Consider the following 17,726-nt stretch of genomic DNA (forward strand, 5'->3'; position numbering starts at 1 on the left):
GTACAATCTTCCTTCTTCTTTTTTCTCCTTACCCCAATTTACTGAGTGGATACAAAATAAGGTCAAAATATACAAGTGGTTTGTTTGTAGTGGTGGATATGACAGTGTTCAATTATTTATTCAATCTCTCGAACGCTTTGAAACCAAGATTAAGCATATCTTTGTACGCAATTATGGTTTATGTGATGACTGGAAACACGTAGATGGACGTAAGGATTTACAGGAATTAATCAAAGCTTATAAAGTAGCTGTCATCAATTTTCCCAAATTCAGCTATCGAGAGCGGGATATCCTTGATGCAAATCAGATAAATTTTTCTGCGGCTAGAGATTATGGAGAGTTAGGTGTATTGGGTAAGCAGCGATTACACAATTTTCTCAAAAGAACTTCTGAGGAAATTGATCAAGCTAAAATTTGGAACCCTCCGGCAGCTTCAATTACTTCCCCCACAGAAAAAGTTGATGATGCTAATGTCAACAGCAAGGTTGCTACCAAGAAGTAATCTAAAAGCAAATACAAATATGAGTAATTCTCACACTGAAGAACTCGATTTAGACGATGAGTTTTTGGATTCAGTAGCTGCTAGAGGCAAAGGACTGAGCCAAATTCCTTACCCAACTTTACTAGATTTAGCCATTCGAGGTAAAGATGATTCATTTAAAGCTAGGGTTTGGGAAATAGTAGTCCAAACTGGGCTTGACCCTGATGACCCAGCATTTCTGATGATGATTGCTACTGGTAGGCTACAAGTACTGTTGGAAGACAATCCCAAAGAAATGGAAGCAATGTTTGACCTGTGGCAAACGCAGCTTTATGATCATCTCCAGACATATGAAAAGGCAGCAGTAAAAGGTCAGCAAAAAGCGATCGCTCAGTCAGTGGCGGCATTAATTAGGCGTACTGAATTTGAGCGTGCTATTCATTCAGTTCCCTCTTTAATTGCTGCGGGAATACTGCTATTAATTGCAGCTGGAGTAGGCGGACTAGTAAGTGTAGGTGGAATGTCCTGGTATCAATCTAGTCATCTAGATCCTGCCGGGCCACGCCAACTCACACAAACGGAAGCCAATGCTTTGGAATGGGCAACCAGTAATGAAGGTAAGTTTGCTCACAACCTAATGCAATGGAATCAAGATTTGCTGAGTCGTGACCAAAACGGTCAACTTACTTGTGCTAAGGATGTCAAGCGTTTGGGGGTAACACTAGAAATTGGAGCAAGTAGCAGAAAAGCCTCGTCCGGGTTCTGCACATTATGGACATCACCTAGCAATCAGCGCCAGTTTGTATCTAAACCGCGTCTACCTTGAAAACCATAGTTTTTTGGAATCAGGGTAAAGTTCAGAACTCAAGCCATGAACGAATAATACACTCTCCTTAAAAACTCCAGGTTTCAAAATGGACGGGGTTTAAGTTAAAAAATTAGTTGTCAATTTCTCAATCGTAGAAGAGGATTCAGCAGATGTTTACCCGCAAAGTTAACTGGCTTTGGCTGCTGGTAATAGGAGGTATAGTTACAGCTTGTACCCCTACTACTGTAAATGTCAGTGGCAAGGATGAGAAGAATACGACTCAAGCTCAAGCTCAAACTGTACCTGATTATCCGCCGATGTATGATGTGGATGTTAAAGTTTGTGGCAACATCATTGCCCCGCTAAAAGATGGAAAACGTTGTGTCAATCAACAATTACGTTTGTGGGGGCCAGTAGGAGAGGCAAAATTAGTTCGTGCTGGTATTTCTCTACCATCAGTTTCTAGCGTAGAGCATAAATTAGCGATCGCCTCGAAAGGCTGTTATCCTGTTTATTCCCAACCTGACCAGCAGCAGTTTTATTGGACTAATTCCATTATTCAAGTCAACAGGGGAGATACTGCACCCACAGTCGAAGTCAAGCTAACTCAACTTTCAAACCAGCAGATTTATGAGTTGATGACCAGTAAACTTTCCAGTCGGACAATTACAACATTTGGTGGGGTGGGGTGCGAAGCTGCATCTTCGGTAAAATAAAGCTTTTACGGTTGAGGGTGGGTGGGCAAAAAAGTTACCCCACATTTTAGTGGGGCTGCTGTGAGAGCCAGCAGGTAATTAATTATGAAGCTTCAGCCCATCTAGCTGTACGTTGTTGTTTATGAGCTTTACGCCGCTCCCGTACTGCATCCAAATCTTTCAGTCCATACAGACGTTTGGCGTATGCTAGTAGTTCATTGATGGGAGTTTCGCTATAGTCCTGGCGAAACTGAATGTTATGTTCGTTCCAATCAAACTCTTGCTGATTAAAACGTGCTTGAGCAGCAAGTTCTCTGCCTGATTCCTCACGTAAAACTTCTAGTACCATTAATCGCACTTTATCCTGATAACCTATTACTTGATCCAACGCTTTTGTTTGTTGCTGATTACGAGTCATTTGATTATCCTTTGATTAACGAATTACTACATCTCACCTAGATAGCATCGACAGATGCCTTCTGAGTTAGAGTTCACTTTTTAATCTCTTGAATTCAGCAGCAATCGCTGCATTCAATTCTGTTTTTTGGATGCGGGTGGGTGGGAAATAGAATGCCCTGAATTAGATAATTCGGGGCATTATAATTAATCGTCAATTTCTACATCTTCGTCATCTTCATCTTGTTCAAAATCGTCATTTATCAAGTCATCAGAGTTGCTACTTAAACCATTGAGTCCGTCCATTCGTTTAGACCGAGCAGCTTTATGAGAAGCACGTCTATCTCGAATTTCATCAAGATTATTCAAGCCGTAAAGCTTGCGGGCATAATTCACCAGTTCTTTTAATAGTGTATTTACATAGTCCTTACGGAATTGGGAATTGTGCTTATCCCAATCAAACTCTTGTCCGTTAAATCTAGCTGCTGCTGCTAATTCTCTTCCTGATTCTTCTCGCAATACTTCAATTACCATCAGGTGTACTTTTTCCTGATAAGTCATTACTCGTTCTAAAGCAGGAATATGCCTTTCAATTTTACGTGATGCTTTAGCAGTTTTGCGAGCGTTAGCGTTAACCATGAGAATTACTCCTTGATATTTAGTATTTTTCTCATAGAAACAGCATCGAAAGATGCAATTCGCTCCAATTTAAATTCTTTATTCGGCAAAAAAATAACCTGTATTGTTTGAGGCAATACATGGTTATTTTGGGTTATTATTCTGTCAATTACTGAGAATAAGTCAGAATTATTTACTCGTCTTCATCTGACTCATCTAATTCGTCATCTTCATCTAAATCTTCGTCGAGTTCATCTTCGATATCGTCATCCTCCTCATCTTCATCCACGTCTTCGTCCAATTCGTCATCTAAATCGTCAAGTTCTTCCTCTTCTTGTTCTTGGAAAGAATTACGACGTTCCAGAGATGCGCGGTTGAATTCCACTAAATCTACTATTGCTTGCTCTGGGTCAGTGCTGATAGTGTCGTACAGCATACTCATGAAAATTGCCACTACTTCTGGTGCATATTTGAGTGCATCTGGTTGTCCAAACAATTTAGTAAATAATTTGGTATTCCATTTCTGCCAATCAAACTTTTTGTTACCACCTTTCTTTTTGACTTGGGCTGCAATATCAAGTCCGAGTTTTTCACGCGCTGCATGACCGATTTTTGTGGAAACACGCGAATCCCGTAGTTGTAATTTAACGCCGTATTCCTTGAAGATTAGGTTCCGCAATTCTTTCAACAATGCTAATGCCTCTTCTTGCGGTGAAGCATTCGCTACCTTTGATTTAGTTGTAGCGGATGTGCCATTGGTTTTGGCAGATGTTTTAGTATTAGCTACGTTGCGATTGTTGTTATTGGTTCTAGCTTTAGCGATTCCTTCGGAGCGTTTTGCGTAAGCCATTTTACAGCTTCCTTTAATAAAGTGAATTTTTCACCTCCTTGCCGCAATCGCGGCTTTCACATCCATTTCATTTCAATTTTTTTGCGATTTCAAACCTGTCTTTGCTGCGACGATAAATTTATGCTTTTAAGAGATAAAGAAGCGGACTAGGAGCAGTTTCCGAAATTAACGCTGTGATGGAGGCGATGCCTGCGGCGGGCGTAGCCATCGCTCTTTTTCACGTCAGAAATATAGCCAACCCGTGAGTGATAACTATCCATGTGGCTAAAGCACCAGTAATAAATTTGCTCTACAAGGGGAAAGTAAGTTGTTAAAGTAAGGTTTATGAAATTGATAACAGACTGGCCTCCTCTGGCTGACCAAAATACTGCAATTGTAGCTTTGGAGTATCATACGCCTGACAGAATGCAAATATTACAGCAGTTTTACCATTGGGGTGAAGAACGTTCTTTGTCAGTCTTTGTCTGGAATCCTGGTTACTGTGGACTACAGCAATTAATTCAGCATCAAGGTCAGTACATCTTACAGTCAACTGACAGGGGTAAAGACGGGGACATTATTCAGTATCTTCTGGAGGAATATCAACCGGGTATTTATTTACTGGAGGGAGTGCTAAATCAGGGTGATGGGAGCAAAATAAGTCAAAAATGTAGCTATCAATTACTCAATGCCTGTCATCAAGCTCTCTGGAGTCAGCAACGTCATTACTGGGTGTTATTGGAAACTTACGTTCAACTACCTCTAGAATTACAGCCTTTTATTCCTGTGCTATCAAATCCACTTCCAGATCAACAGCAGGTGCAGATGGTTGTGCAGCAGTTTTGTGATGCGTGGGTTGGAAGTAGCCATCCCCAGCTTCAGCAGTTTGCGGAGTGCGATCGCCGCGCCGTAACCGATCGCAATTCTTGGTTAAAGACAACAGAAAAAACATCAGCACTACAATTGCTCTTTCGTGCCTGTCAAGGTTTACCCATAGGCGAGATAAATATGCTACTACAGCAATGTCTGGGTTTTACAGAGCAGCTTGAGGAAATCGCCCAATTAGTGCTAGAGCATAAAGTTAGCAAATTGCGGGGTCGGGGTTTAGAGTACATTGCTCAACCGGATGTACCTTCAGCCGGGGGATTAGATTTACTGGAGAAAAGGTTGGAAACTATTACCTGTCTACTTCAACCTAAAGCAAAGCAATATGGATTGAAGTTTCCCACTGGGATGCTCTTATGGGGGCCACCGGGTACTGGTAAAAGTCTTTCTGCCAAGTTGGCAGCTCAGAAAATGGGATTGCCACTGTTAGCAGCTAATTGGGGTGTACTACTGAGTGATCCTCATCCCGACAGAGCATTAAAGGAGTTTATTGCTTTGGTGACTTCCCTTGCTCCCTGTGTACTTTATTGGGATGACTTTGATAAAGGCTTTGCTGGCTGGGATTCCAATGCAGATGGAGGTGTAGCACGGCGGCTATCTGCGGCTTTGTTGACTTGGATGCAAGAGCATCAAGAGCCTGTTTATACCATTGCTACTGTTAATCGCTTGTCAATGCTACCTGCGGAATTAGTGCGCCGTTTTGATGATATCTTTTTTGTGGATTTACCCCATGAAGGGGCAAGATATGAAGTTTTCAATCTACATCTAGCTAAGTATTTTCCAGCTTTTCGAGACAATAACTCACCTTGGAGCGATGATCAATGGCGTAGACTGTTGGCTGAATATCGCATTTGCAGTCCGGCAGAAATTGGTAATGCAGTCCGTCGTTGTGCAGAGTCGGCTTTTTATCAAGGTAGGCCAGGGGAAATTGAGTTTGAGGATTTGCTGAAACAGCGACAAGAATTCACACCAGCTATGGAGCGAGAGTCAGAACAGATACAGGCAATTCGCAATCAGGCTATTTATGCTAAACCTGTAGCTAGTCTGGATGTTTCTCGATTTGCTTATCAGCATCGGGAGTTATTTGGGTGATATGAGTGGAATTTTTGAAATTCAGCTTGTGTCGGATTTTAAAATGCCGATGGTAAGCTAATCAGCATTAAAGTTGCATAATCAGGGCGGGCAAGATGCCCATTCCACAAGACATTGAGAAAATTTTAATATGCAAATTAAATGTGTTTTAGCTTAGAAGTATGGTTGGGATTATTGCTGGGTGGGTTTACATTAGAACAACGTGGTAATTTTTATCACAACCAAAATGTCTGGGTGAACAGCTCTTTAACTTCGACTGGTGACATCCTTGGGCGCTGACTCAGAGACTACAGCATCGGCTGACCAACCTCACGGGAGCCCTATATTTCCCTTACAAATCAAAATCAAGGCTGAAGGTTTGGTCATCAGAATCCTCTGGTTTAGAGTCTGTAGATAGCTCTTTAGTCGGCTGAATAAGTTGGTTTGACTCAGTATTAATCGGGGTGAAAGCTACTTGTTGGGTAGGGAATGTACCCTTTCTGAAAGCAAAATAACAATCAATGATAAAGTAAAGCGTCTCCAGGTAACTTTTACCTAATTGCTGTGATTCTGCAAATATCCGCTCCCGGTAGCTATCTTTGATCCGAACTTTTTCCGGTGTCAAGTCTTGTTTGTCTGTCATTGTTATAGCTTCCCAGATGTGGTTGTTGGATTCTTGCTCATAATGGTTTTTGCCATTTCTAGAAGCCCAAAAACATTAGCTTCCACTGGATTATCCAGAATTTTGAAACCGTTCTTTTCTAAGAGCTTCTTAAATCCAGGTAAGAGGCAACCTCCACCTATAGCCCAGATTTCATCCCCTTGGTGCTTGGCATCAAGTGTCAGATTCACCACTTTCTTCAAGTATTTTTCATACCAATCTTTCAAACAAGCACTGTATATATCTTTGATATCGATGTCACGGCTGTACTTGGTATGTCCCATCTCCAGACAAAATCGGATTTTGGATGCATCCCCGATTTTTCCGCCATTTAGATGTTTCATTTTTTGGGAAATATCATCAATGAGAACTTCTACACCAATGGGATAGGCAGTGTGAACTTCTCGTTTCCCCTGGTTGTAACGAGAATACAGAGTCGTACCATTACCAAAGTCTAAAATGGTTAATTTTTTCGGTAGTTGATGCCCAAATAATGCACCCATCCCCTCTAGCACAACTTTCAGCACTTCTACTTTCACCTCTGATTGTTTGCCAGCAAGTATTGGCTGATATTCTCCACTTAGTACTTTTTGTAATTCGTCAGCCAGACCAACATCATGTAAGCTGACGACTAATTTTAAGTGCCAAGCCTTACGGTGTGGCAGATGTGCCAATGCACCGAATAATGTCAATAGCGCATTATTGACTTTATTTTCATTGTTGTCTGTATTCCGGTCAAAATGATAACCTGTGCGGAAGGCTGATTCTCCAACAGTGTAAGCAGTACCATTAAAAACTACTCGTCCGGGTACATCTTCCATCTCGGCTGTGGAAATATAGCTGGGGACACGAACAACTTCAAAGCCATCGACTAAAAGTTTTAGGCTTCCATAACCGTTATCAAAGCCAGCAGGAAAAATTTTTTGTAAGGTATGAATGTTCGACATTGGGGGAAAGGTAATACGGTTCAATTTGTAAAAGTTAGCAGTTGAGGAGATATGGGGGAGCAGAGGATAGAAGAATAAAATGACTACCTCTTTTTTCTCCAGCCTCAAGAGCTTATCATACCCCCTTGGGGGCTAAGTGGGGTATAAAGTGTCAAACAGTCAAATATACCCCATAAGACCCCTATATATACCCTATGTAGGTGTTAAGTATTCATCAAAGTCCCAAACCATTTTGGGGTACATATAGCCCCTACATAGCCCCCAACAGCATTTTTTTAAGTTTTATTTTATGAATAAAATAAAACTATTTTACTAGATTACGTCATTATACAATTTAGTCTTTTTTGAATGACTAAATTATGTCTTGACTAAAATCAGCAACAACTAAACGGGACAAAAACCTATCTTTACAGCTATCTTCTCGAAGAGTAGGACTTTTTGAGAGCTAAAGTAATGACTAAATAGCGTTAAGCACAATTTAGTCATTTATAAATGACTAAATTATATAATGACTAAACAACTTAAAAACAACATTATGCATTATGATATTGACTAATTTACACTATGCTGCTGATAGTCAGTAAAATGTTAACTCTTACTTGTGCATCCTTGTCCGGTGGCCAGGGAAAAACAACTGTTGCAATCTTGTTGGGTAGAATGCTTGCTCAAACAGGACAGCGTGTACTGATGATTGATGCCGATCCCCAAGCGAACCTAACTTTTTACCTGGGGCACGAAGTTCAGCAGAATCAACCCACGCTTCTAGAAGTTCTCAAAAAACAGATCAATACTGAAGATGGTATTTACGAAATCGGAGAAAACCTATGGTTAATTCCTGCTGATGATGGATTAGATAATGCTCAAGAATTTTTGTCTGGGAGCGGTATGGGAGCTATTGTTCTGAGCAAACGCTTAAAAGAGATATCAGATTTATTCCAATATTGCATTGTCGATGCGCCACCTCAGCGATCGCAAATCTGCCTTACATCGTTGGGGGCAGCTGACCATATCATCATTCCTGTAGAAGCATCATCCAAAGGTGTAAATTCTCTCATCCGAACTCTGAGTTTAGTTGAGGAGCTTCAAGAAATTGATGCTTTTTCAGGGATAGTACTTGGCATCTTGCCATTCAGAGATAAATGGGTAGGTAATAACCAAGTCGCACAAAGTAAGGCGAGTATCAGTGCAATGCGAACAATTGCCGAAGAAATAGTCGTTTTACCTTCAATTTTAGAATCTGAACAATTTAAAAAGGCCATAGATAAAGGTGTAAGTTTGTCCTCTCTAGGATTTGAACAACTCGAAACTCCCTTCCAACAAATTATCGAGAGGTTACAAAAGAATGTCTGATGTTTTTGAGCGCCTTAAGAAAAAGACACGTCCAAGTGTTCCAGCACGGGATACAACACTTGTAAAAGTACAACATGATAAATTAATAAATGACGAAATTACTGAATTTAGTCATTTACCTGAAAAACCAAAACCAGATTTAGATAGTGAGGAAGTAATAAACGATAAGGTAAGCACTTCTAATCAAGAACAGCAGTTAGAGTTAACCCAGATCATCAGGCGAACAATTAGGTTAGAACAGGATATTGATACCAAACTAGATACGTTTTGCAATGTAAATAAAATTACTAGAGATACTTTCCTAGAAGCTGCATTTATCGTCTGCTCAGAAAATGAGGAATTATTGCAAGAGGTACTAAACCAAGCTAGAAAACGTTATCAACAGCGTAAACAAGCTGGTGAACAACGCAAATTTCAGACATTGTCTAAGAAAATCAACGTTAACGATTAAGTTAACCGATACCTTTTTGCTAACATTCATTAACAAATACACTCTTGGAGAGAGGGCGTATCAAGCAATGCACGAAGGAAAATCCCTCGCGCACCATTTAGATCCCGGCTCATCACTTGCCCATCAGATGGAGACTTGACGAATTTAGCGCCACCAAGATTGGGGATTATTTCACCAGTCCAACTGACTGTTTTTGATGTGTATGCCTCGTTAACATCCATAACTGACTTGCTAGTTTCAAAAGCTTTGTGTTTAAGAAACTGCTTAAATCGGTAGTGGGAGAGTGTTAACATCTGGCGTACTGACTTTGACCTAATTCGCCGCTTTGCTTTCTTAGACATCTGAGATGTTTCAAAAGTTGGTAGCAAAATAATGTCAAAGTTGTCAACCAAAAATCGAGCAGTTTTCTTGTGCAGTTCGTCTACAAGATTTTTGATTTTACCTCGTAGTGAACTTGCCGCAAGTTTCATTCTTCTTTTCTGTTTGCATTTAGCTTTGGTGAGTTTAGAAATCAACTTATCTAAGCGGAAGCATAGCTTCTGAATTTGCAAATTAGCAGCTGTTCCAATTTCACCAAAACTAGATTCAGAAAAGAATGTGATAAACGTCCTGATACCGGGGTCAAGTGCCACAACGCGTCCTTGGTTATCAGATTTTTCTTGTGGCACGTTCTCTGGAACTGTCAGATAGTAATCACGGTAGGCAAATATTAAACGACAGTCGCCAAAGCTTTGCGGCAAGGCTTCTTTGAAGATTGCCTCACCTAATATAGTGTGGTAAATTCCTAAGTCTTTTACCGCAGACTTGGGAATGTAGCAAGATTGTACAGTGTCTTTCCTTGACCTAAATCTAACCTTGCTAATACCACCACCATTTTTAAATTTTTTCTTGGCGTTACTAACAGCTTTACAGGCATCTTTGATGGCGATTGATTTAATTTGATAAGGGACTGATTTACTCCATTCTGGTAGTCCATTCAATATGTCAGTCTTAATCGCTTTCCAGTTAGCCTTGATGCTAGAATCTTGCAGCGATTTAACAGTAGTGTTATAGACAAATCTAGACACACCAAACCAAGATTTAAGAATCTGCCTTTGTGCCGCCGTGAGGAAGATCCGGATCTTCCTTGATTTTTTTACTGTACTTCCTGAATCCGTGCATCCGACAAGAGAAGACGTAGAAGATGGAGAGAAGATCCGAGGTAAGTTCTGATTCGGGGCAGTGTACAGTATTGTCGAGAACCACGATTTGTCCACCGTTTTGCTCGACCATGTACTGAATAAGCTCGAATCCAAACCTTGCGAGCCGGTCACGACAGGCAATAACAAGCGTGAGCTTATCTCCTCGCATAAGTCTGTCCAATAAGGCTTGCAGTCCTTTCCGCTTGAAGTTGATTCCACTGCCAATGTCTTTGATGATTTCGGCATCTGGGTAGAGTGATTGCATGTAAGCAATTTGTCTACCAAGGTCGTCTCGTTGTTTGGTTGAACTGACTCGGCAGTAACAAATAAAGGAGAGCTTCTGGCTTGCACCACAGAGGTAAGACTCGACGTTAAACAGTCTTTGCCCTGCCTCGTTTTTGATGCTTTCGATCTTGCCATTACCTGCGTACTTCTTTAAAGTGTTTGGATGCAGTCCAAGTCTTTTGACTGCTTCTCGTAGTGGTATGGTTTATGTACCACTACGAGAAGCATTTGTTAGTATACGTAATCTATTGTTAGCAAATAGTTAGCTATTGGCTAACCCTAATCCATCCGTGAGAGGTTAAGGTAATTGCACTAATATCTGGGATGTTGTAGGAAAAAGCAGTAATTCTCATAATGAGAATTGCTGGATATTTGCAACTTGGTGGATAATTACTCTTAGTCAAATTCTATTGCCAATGGTGAGTTATAAAGCTTTAAGGAACTGCACTGGTTCTGTAGCCTCACGGCTGTTATTCACAAAAATATCAGCAATTAGTCGTAAAACTTCAGCCTGTTCTTCTGGAGGTGCTTCAGCAATTAGCGATCGCAGGCTAATTCCTGGCCTTTGACCAAATAACTCAGATAAATACCACACCCTAGCTTCTACCGGAATAGCCAAAAGTAGCGATATTAGTTTTGATGCTCCTAGATCCGCCTTCCCGCGACGAAAGCGGGATAACATTACTTCCGACACTTTAGCCTGTTCAGCAGTTTTCTTCGCTTCCAAATTGAAGCGATTCATCATCTCATCGAATAACTGCTGATAACTTTGAGTTTTTTCTGATACAAAACTTTGCATTGCTTTGCTAATTATACTTAAGTTTAACGGTTATACTATTTGATGTTTGATGAAACAACAACGATGATGTATACCCTAATCTTACCAAACTCTTGCTAGGAGTGCTTTTTTCCAGACATATCTTTAATCTTCAGATTACTAGCATAGCCATCAAATAAATACCTTGTCACGATTGAATATAAAAGTTCGTTGACTAAGTGTTAATGATGGACACCTAAAAAATTAGTCTCTATCCCAACGGATCGAGGTGAAATTTTGTCTTTTCATTTGTATTAGCAAAATTGTGACACAACCAAATTCAAAAATTCAGGGACGTTTCTATCCACTTCAGCATGAAGAATGGCTGAAAGCCTGCCGTGAACTCACACCAGCACAGAGGGATATCCTCTACTACATCCGAACCATTGATCCTTATAACCAAGGGATTGACATCAATGCCGCCGAGGTAGCTCGTAAGCTGTCAGCACCAGAGCGGATAGTCCACAGGCAAACTGTAAGCCGCGCTCTCAAGGAATTAGACGCAAAGGGATTCATTGATCTAGAGCTATTGCAAGTCAGAACCAAGGTGAAGCCAAAGGGATTATGGTGCAATAACACACCTGAATTTATTGAAGACACCGATGGTGTGATGACGTACCCAAGGTGTGATGACGCACCCAAGGTGTGTGAAGACACCGATGGTGTGATGACGCACCCAAGGTGTGATGACGCACCGAGCGCGATCGCCACGCACCACGCTGGATCACCACACACCACGATGGATCATGACGCACCATGCGCGATCGCCACGCACCATGCGGAGGCTGAAAGCCTTGTGGAGAGAGGATTACAAAACCCTAAGATCAATAAGAATTATTTAGACTTTATAAAGACTCTCTCAGAAGACGAGCGAGCGAATTTTTTGGAATTTTGTGAGGAAAAAACCAAAAATCTTAGCCAGCCAGTGAACGACATTGAGGCTTGGTTAGCTCATAAGAACAAAGCCGGAAGAAATCGCTGGGAGGTTTATTACGAAAAATATCTGGCTTCAAAACAGGTACAAGCCAAAAAAACTGAAACAAAAAATGCTCGAGACGAATTCCACCGAGAAATCGAGGAACGGCAGCGACAGGCTCAAAGAGCTTGGGAAGAGTCGCAAAGGCAAAATCTCGCTCTTGATACTGGAGGTGCGACATGATTGATAAATTGCCACCCCAAAACATCGAAGCGGAAGAGGCGATTTTAGGCGGTATCATGCTTGACCCAGAAGCAATTGGTAGAGTCAGCGATCGCCTTATTCCCGAAGCCTTTTACATTAGCGCCCATAAAGATATCTATCAAGCCGTCCAGCGCCTTCATTACTCTGGTAAACCCACTGATTTACTCACAGTTACAGCTTGGCTTACTGACCACGATTTACTAGTCCGTATCGGCGGGAGAAATAAATTAGCAACTCTGGTAGACCGCACAGTGTCAGCTGTCAACATTGACACTTTAGCCGAGTTGGTAATGGACAAATTCGCGCGTAGACAGTTAATCAAGGCTGGAAATGAAATTGTACATCTGGGTTACGAGACAGAAACTGAGTTACCACAAATCCTTGACCAATCAGAACAGAAAGTTTTCCAATTATCTAATCAAACCCTATCTTCAAACACTGAACACAACAGCACGATTAACGTTGCTGCTTACGAGGATTTAAATTCAGGAAACCCCATTTACCCTACAGGACTTCATGAACTCGATAATTTGATGGTGGGATTTGAAAGCGGCACACTCACCATAGTTGCGGGTAGGCCATCAATGGGAAAGTCCCAAATTGCCTTGTTTTTGGCTTTCCAAATGATACTGTTCCATGAGCTACCTGTGGTCATCTTCTCCTTGGAGATGACAAAGAAACAATTGGAGTACAGGCTGTGGAGCTTAATTAGTATTACCAACGCTTACAAGCATCTAGAGTTAACGCCACTAAAAAGCGATCGCATCCGCAGACATCGCTCAGGTAATAAACCCCTAGCAGACTGGGAATTTACAAGCATTGCCAAAATCGTCGGTGTTGCTTCAGAATTACCGCTGTACATGAATGACTCAAGGGGCATCACCGTTTCACAAATTGCGTCAGAATGCCGTCAAATTAAGGTCAAAGAAGGAAAACTGGGGTTGGTTGTAGTTGATTACCTACAAATGATGGCAGAGGACTCTGGAGGGAACCGTAGCTATGAACTAGGAGATGTGGCCAGGGGACTTTACAAAATGGCAGGGGAACTGGATGTACCTGTGCTAGCACTGTCGCAAATCTCTAGGGGAGTTGAGGGCAGACAGAATAAGCGCCCAATGATGAGCGACCTCAGCCAATCGGGAATTTTAGAAATGGTGGCAGACAATATTATTCTCGCTTACCGGGATGAGTACTACAACTCAGATACTACAGATCAAGGAATATTAGAACTCATCATGGCTAAGGCACGACACGGTGAAACAGGCACAGCAACGGTATTTTTTGACAAGTCCTATGGAATTATCCAGAATTTGCGCTCCGGAAATATCTGAGTCTTCAAACTGCTGTCAAACCCATCCGCCTCCTGTATCGGAACTTTTACTGGGGGGTATTGATAATAGCCCTAGTAAAAACTCTGAACAAATAGAGATATCCCCCAGTAAAGATAACCCTAGTAAAAAGCCTGAACAAATAGAGATATCCCCCAGTAAAGACAACCCTGGTAAAAAGCGCAGAAATTGGGGTGAGGGTAACGGCACTATTTATTGGCGCACCATTACTAGGGGTGGAAAGGACTACCCCCAGGCTTATTATCATTGGCAAGAACAAGGGAGAAAGAAGACCAAGTACATTCCCAAGCAAATACTTGGGGATATTCAAGAAGCAGAGTTCAACAAGCGCCCAATTAGAGAAATTTTGACATTACTGGGTGTTGTGCCTAGCCCTAGTAAAAACACATTACTGGGGGATATCGAAAATAACCCTAGTAAAACTAGACCACACAAAGAAATACCCCCCAGTAAAAATAACCCTAGTAACGATGTCGAACAGTCAGAAATAACCCCCAGTAAAAATAACCCTAGTAAAACTAGACGACACAAAGGATTAGGTAGTGGCTCCATTCAGTGGAAAACCATCACCCTTCACGGCAAAGATTATCCCCAAGCTTGGTATCACTATGAGTTTTGGAAAGATGGTAATCGCCTGGTTAAAAAGTGCAAGTATATTCCAAAACGACTATTAAGCAGAATAGAGAAGCTAGAAGCAGATAAAGCCCCAGTTAGAGAAATTTTGCTAATATTGCGGGTAAAATTATAGAAAAACCGTAAGGATTCAGGTCGCTAGTTTGCTCTCCTTCCCAAAACTTTAAGCTCGTGACCCCCTTTGGGGGTCACGGCGCCATAAAAATAAAAAAATATTGTCAAAACGCCAAAAATGTTTTGGGGTATTGACAGGTGTAACACGCAAGGCAGATTATCAAAGTTATGGATAAAAACCAGCCTCTCGAACTAGCTCGTGAAAGCCTCTACCAGTTGTCACAAGGACAACTGGTAGAGATGGTAATTGAGCAGGCTTCGTCTATCCAAGAATTAAAAAAAGTAATTAAACTGCTGATTTATATCTGAGTCGAGTCAATTATCTTTTAGAATCAGGTAATAGGACAGAGAAATGGGATGGTGTTTGGCGTTTTACTGAGAAGTAAGTATTTATTATCAGCAACCCTATAGGCATCCAAATCACTCCCACTTGTAAAATTCGGCTATCACGTCTCACTTTCTTGAAACGCTAACTCCAACGAAAACGGTAGGCACCCAGGATTAGCAGCTGCCCACTCATTAGCTTCTGCAATTAGAGTTTTGTTACCCGAATCGAGATAAAATTGCATTTTGGCACTCTGCTCCAGTCTTTCGCGTTCCCTGCCTCCTATCAAGCGTCGCGCAATTAGGCAGTACTCTCTAGCTACACGCTTGGCGTGGGATGCTGCTTGGAGTCGCAACTTAGTCAGTTTCTTCAGTTCTGACAAAGCGAGAGTTGCTGCTGGGTCGCCTGAAGATGTGCTTTGCTCACTAACTTCAGCTTTTTGTGACGTTTCAGGCGGCACAATTGCAGATGTAGGCGCAGTAGGTGGAATACTCACAGAATTGATTGATAAGTTTTTGTTATTGCAATTTTCAACCGCGCCGGGGTTAGAAAGGTATTTAAAATCCTTATGTGAATTACTTTCATTAACATTTTCAGCTAGTTGTATAATATTTGAAGAAACTAATGAATTATCAGATTTCTTGACAGTTGAGGTTAAAGACAAATCTTCTAGCTGTAATAAATTCAATTCTTCGGAATTAATATTAATTTCTTCAGATTCATCTTGGATTTGCAGTAAAAACAATTCTCCTTCAGACACAGCAACTTCTTCAAAACTTGCTACTGCCTGCTGCCCTGTAGGGGCATCGGCAGCAGGAGGTAACCATTTACAAAAAACCTTCATATAGAAAGAATGACCGTCATTTTCCTTTTGGTAAGGGTTTTCAGCACTTTGTTTTGCAAATGAGTTTTGAAAGCTATTAAATTGCCCGTCATTTGTTGATTTATAAGGGTTTGAGCTATTTTCTGTCCAAGGGTCTAAGATGTAGCGCGTAGGATGCCACAAATGCAAGTGCTTTTGTAATGTCTCTTGTGAGATAGTTTTGTGAAAACGGCGTTTGTATTCAGCACGTATTGCTTTCCCCCGTTCAGTAGCCCCTACTGGCAACCCTCTATCCCACTCTATTGCCCTTACCACTAACTGGATACGTTGTTGAGCTTTTTGGCTGCGTTCCCAGTTCTGTTGCTTACGACGGTCAAATGGGATTACGTTGTCTTTGGGTTTATGGATGCTGCTAATGCCTGCTATGGCTTCTGCAAATGTGTTGGCGAATGTACCCAATAGCCGTTCGGGATAACTAATATAGGCGCTGTACCATTTGTTGCGAATTGTGGATTCTACCCAATGCCGCACTCTAGCTTCGATTTCGTGCTGGTGTCGGCAATATTGGCTGTAGCCAGGGGCGTTAATTGCGGTAGTAAGGCAAAATTCAACTAATTTATCACTCTCTAAGTCTAAAAAGACGATTCCGTAGCCTACGAAGATTTGTAGGAGGGTGTTTGTTTGTCCTTTTCCTGTCCAGCCTGTGGTGATGATTTCTTCCCAGTTGGCACGCCACTGTACAACGTCAGCAGATTCTTGCTTGCGATATCTCTCCCGTGAAATTTGTTTTTTGGCTTTGTTCGCTACCCGTTTTAGTTTGGTTAAATCTTGCCGACTTGCCGCGCGATCGCAATGGTCGAGGAAGATAGAAACTGAGTCACTAATAGCTTGCAGGTCGTCATTAAGTAAAAATGACCCGCTACCCGGTTGCATGGGGCAACGGATAGCTTTGTAGTTGGTTATTTGTTTGGCACTATATGGTTTGGTGTTGGGGAAGATTTCTAGGTGTCCTTGGCGCAGGATAAAACCTGCATTCCTCAAGGTAATCTCTAAGGCGCAGGCTAGGGCAAAAGTGGGCAGGGGAGATGCAAAGGTTAGGATTAGGTGATAGCCGCCACTAAAGCTGGACTGGAGGATAATGATATCGACTATGCCAATGTCCTCTAGCGCTGCTTTGATCCGATTTATGGATTCAATGTTATGGTAGTCGCCTTCTAAGTCTAAATCGATTGTGGCGTAACGTGTTGTGTCGTTAAAGCGCAGACCTACTAGTTTCGACTTGTCTTGGTGTAGGTTCCACAGTTGGGAGGGTTGCAGGTAATAATCGATGGTACGCCATGCTGGTTTTTCATCACCTTCTGCTTGATTTGGGGCGATAATTGCCCCAAATGGATGCCAAAAACGCTCTACGTAGCGTTTGCCCACATAATCTGCGAGCAGGTGGGGTTTGATTTTCTTTTTTGAAGGCTGTGAAAGGCTTAATTGGGGCTTGTTCTCGACATCTGAAGAGAAACTTTCTTGGTACATGAGTGACTGTCCTGATGATTTTTGTGCATCAGGTAGTCTCGCTGTTGGTCAAAATGTGTTAGCCTAAATTTGAAATTTTATTTTGAATTAAGCGGTTGGTTATCCGCTTGTTGGAGGCGACTGGTAATCGTCTCGTGGTTGAAAGCAAACAAAGGTTTATACTTGTTTAGGCTTAGACATACGTAGGCTTAGGCTAAGATTTAGTCCAACACGCTTCACCAACAACAATGCGACTACCCAACTTTTTTTTGGTTATTATTTAAATGAGGCAGTTCTAGCGAAGTTGTCACTAAATCGACA

Annotated in this window: 18 protein-coding genes and 1 pseudogene; 10 read left to right on the forward strand and 9 right to left on the reverse strand. The window is 41.6% G+C overall.

Annotated elements, in window-relative coordinates; all coding sequences use genetic code 11:
• From HWQ38_RS10115 to HWQ38_RS10125, 3 genes and pseudogenes are all read left to right on the forward strand, one after another.
• Positions 1–502 (forward strand): annotated as a pseudogene (locus tag HWQ38_RS10115) (mobilization protein); the annotation flags it as partial.
• A gap of 19 nt (positions 503–521) precedes the next feature.
• A complete protein-coding gene (locus HWQ38_RS10120) occupies positions 522–1,307 on the forward strand; it encodes a DUF6753 family protein (RefSeq protein ID WP_292792829.1) in 786 nt (261 codons plus the stop codon).
• 152 nt (positions 1,308–1,459) lie between these two features.
• Positions 1,460–2,005 (forward strand): hypothetical protein, encoded by a 546-nt coding sequence (locus HWQ38_RS10125; RefSeq protein WP_292792831.1) that lies wholly within the window; start codon positions 1,460–1,462, stop codon positions 2,003–2,005.
• An 82-nt stretch (positions 2,006–2,087) separates the two neighbouring features.
• On the opposite strand, the gene HWQ38_RS10130 is transcribed toward HWQ38_RS10125, so the two are convergent.
• The 3 genes from HWQ38_RS10130 to HWQ38_RS10140 all read right to left on the reverse strand — a co-directional run bounded on the left by HWQ38_RS10130 (position 2,088) and on the right by HWQ38_RS10140 (position 3,848).
• Positions 2,088–2,402, reverse strand: a complete 315-nt coding sequence (locus HWQ38_RS10130) for a hypothetical protein (RefSeq protein ID WP_292792833.1) — start codon at positions 2,400–2,402, stop codon at positions 2,088–2,090.
• Between the two features lie 185 nt (positions 2,403–2,587).
• Positions 2,588–3,019: a hypothetical protein gene (locus HWQ38_RS10135; protein WP_292792835.1), complete on the reverse strand. Its 432-nt coding sequence runs from the start codon at positions 3,017–3,019 to the stop codon at positions 2,588–2,590.
• A 172-nt stretch (positions 3,020–3,191) separates the two neighbouring features.
• Complete coding sequence (locus tag HWQ38_RS10140; RefSeq protein WP_292792837.1) at positions 3,192–3,848, reverse strand: primosomal protein; 657 nt, start codon at positions 3,846–3,848, stop codon at positions 3,192–3,194.
• 324 nt (positions 3,849–4,172) lie between these two features.
• On the opposite strand from HWQ38_RS10140, the gene HWQ38_RS10145 reads away from it, so the two are divergent.
• Positions 4,173–5,804, forward strand: a complete 1,632-nt coding sequence (locus HWQ38_RS10145) for an AAA family ATPase (protein WP_292792839.1) — start codon at positions 4,173–4,175, stop codon at positions 5,802–5,804.
• A gap of 331 nt (positions 5,805–6,135) precedes the next feature.
• Here HWQ38_RS10145 and HWQ38_RS10150 read toward each other — a convergent pair whose 3' ends face one another.
• Entirely contained in the window at positions 6,136–6,426 is a 291-nt protein-coding gene (locus HWQ38_RS10150; RefSeq protein ID WP_104902259.1) for a hypothetical protein, read from the reverse strand.
• 2 nt (positions 6,427–6,428) lie between these two features.
• Complete coding sequence (locus HWQ38_RS10155) at positions 6,429–7,391, reverse strand: ParM/StbA family protein (protein ID WP_292792841.1); 963 nt, start codon at positions 7,389–7,391, stop codon at positions 6,429–6,431.
• Between the two features lie 585 nt (positions 7,392–7,976).
• Here HWQ38_RS10155 and HWQ38_RS10160 point away from each other — a divergent pair.
• Complete coding sequence (locus HWQ38_RS10160) at positions 7,977–8,741, forward strand: AAA family ATPase (protein WP_292792843.1); 765 nt, start codon at positions 7,977–7,979, stop codon at positions 8,739–8,741.
• Complete coding sequence (locus HWQ38_RS10165; RefSeq protein WP_292792845.1) at positions 8,734–9,192, forward strand: hypothetical protein; 459 nt, start codon at positions 8,734–8,736, stop codon at positions 9,190–9,192. Before HWQ38_RS10160 ends, HWQ38_RS10165 begins: the two co-directional genes overlap by 8 nt.
• Positions 9,193–9,221: 29 nt before the next feature.
• Here HWQ38_RS10165 and HWQ38_RS10170 read toward each other — a convergent pair whose 3' ends face one another.
• The 3 genes from HWQ38_RS10170 to HWQ38_RS10180 all read right to left on the reverse strand — a co-directional run bounded on the left by HWQ38_RS10170 (position 9,222) and on the right by HWQ38_RS10180 (position 11,457).
• Entirely contained in the window at positions 9,222–10,388 is a 1,167-nt protein-coding gene (locus HWQ38_RS10170; RefSeq protein ID WP_366933263.1) for a transposase, read from the reverse strand.
• Positions 10,273–10,860 carry an IS607 family transposase gene (locus HWQ38_RS10175; protein WP_366933264.1) on the reverse strand — a complete coding sequence of 196 codons (588 nt, stop codon included), beginning with the start codon at positions 10,858–10,860 and terminating at the stop codon, positions 10,273–10,275. The genes HWQ38_RS10170 and HWQ38_RS10175 overlap by 116 nt, the downstream gene beginning before the upstream one ends.
• A gap of 222 nt (positions 10,861–11,082) precedes the next feature.
• Positions 11,083–11,457, reverse strand: a complete 375-nt coding sequence (locus HWQ38_RS10180; RefSeq protein ID WP_292792849.1) for an XRE family transcriptional regulator — start codon at positions 11,455–11,457, stop codon at positions 11,083–11,085.
• 283 nt (positions 11,458–11,740) lie between these two features.
• Between HWQ38_RS10180 and HWQ38_RS10185 the strand changes: the two genes are divergently transcribed.
• The 4 genes from HWQ38_RS10185 to HWQ38_RS10200 all read left to right on the forward strand — a co-directional run bounded on the left by HWQ38_RS10185 (position 11,741) and on the right by HWQ38_RS10200 (position 15,060).
• Entirely contained in the window at positions 11,741–12,634 is an 894-nt protein-coding gene (locus HWQ38_RS10185; RefSeq protein WP_292792851.1) for a helix-turn-helix domain-containing protein, read from the forward strand.
• The gene (gene dnaB / locus HWQ38_RS10190; RefSeq protein WP_292792853.1) at positions 12,631–13,986 is read left to right on the forward strand and encodes a replicative DNA helicase; all 1,356 of its coding nucleotides are present in this window, start codon (positions 12,631–12,633) and stop codon (positions 13,984–13,986) included. Before HWQ38_RS10185 ends, dnaB begins: the two co-directional genes overlap by 4 nt.
• Positions 13,949–14,752 carry a hypothetical protein gene (locus tag HWQ38_RS10195; protein WP_292792855.1) on the forward strand — a complete coding sequence of 268 codons (804 nt, stop codon included), beginning with the start codon at positions 13,949–13,951 and terminating at the stop codon, positions 14,750–14,752. Before dnaB ends, HWQ38_RS10195 begins: the two co-directional genes overlap by 38 nt.
• 167 nt (positions 14,753–14,919) lie before the next feature.
• Positions 14,920–15,060: a hypothetical protein gene (locus HWQ38_RS10200; RefSeq protein ID WP_292792857.1), complete on the forward strand. Its 141-nt coding sequence runs from the start codon at positions 14,920–14,922 to the stop codon at positions 15,058–15,060.
• Between the two features lie 137 nt (positions 15,061–15,197).
• Here the strand turns inward: HWQ38_RS10200 and HWQ38_RS10205 are convergent, their stop codons facing one another.
• Positions 15,198–17,426 carry a hypothetical protein gene (locus HWQ38_RS10205; protein ID WP_292792859.1) on the reverse strand — a complete coding sequence of 743 codons (2,229 nt, stop codon included), beginning with the start codon at positions 17,424–17,426 and terminating at the stop codon, positions 15,198–15,200.
• Positions 17,427–17,726: the final 300 nt, after the last annotated feature.

The organism is Nostoc sp. NMS7 (assembly GCF_017115085.1).
Taxonomy (GTDB): Bacteria; Cyanobacteriota; Cyanobacteriia; order Cyanobacteriales; family Nostocaceae; genus Nostoc.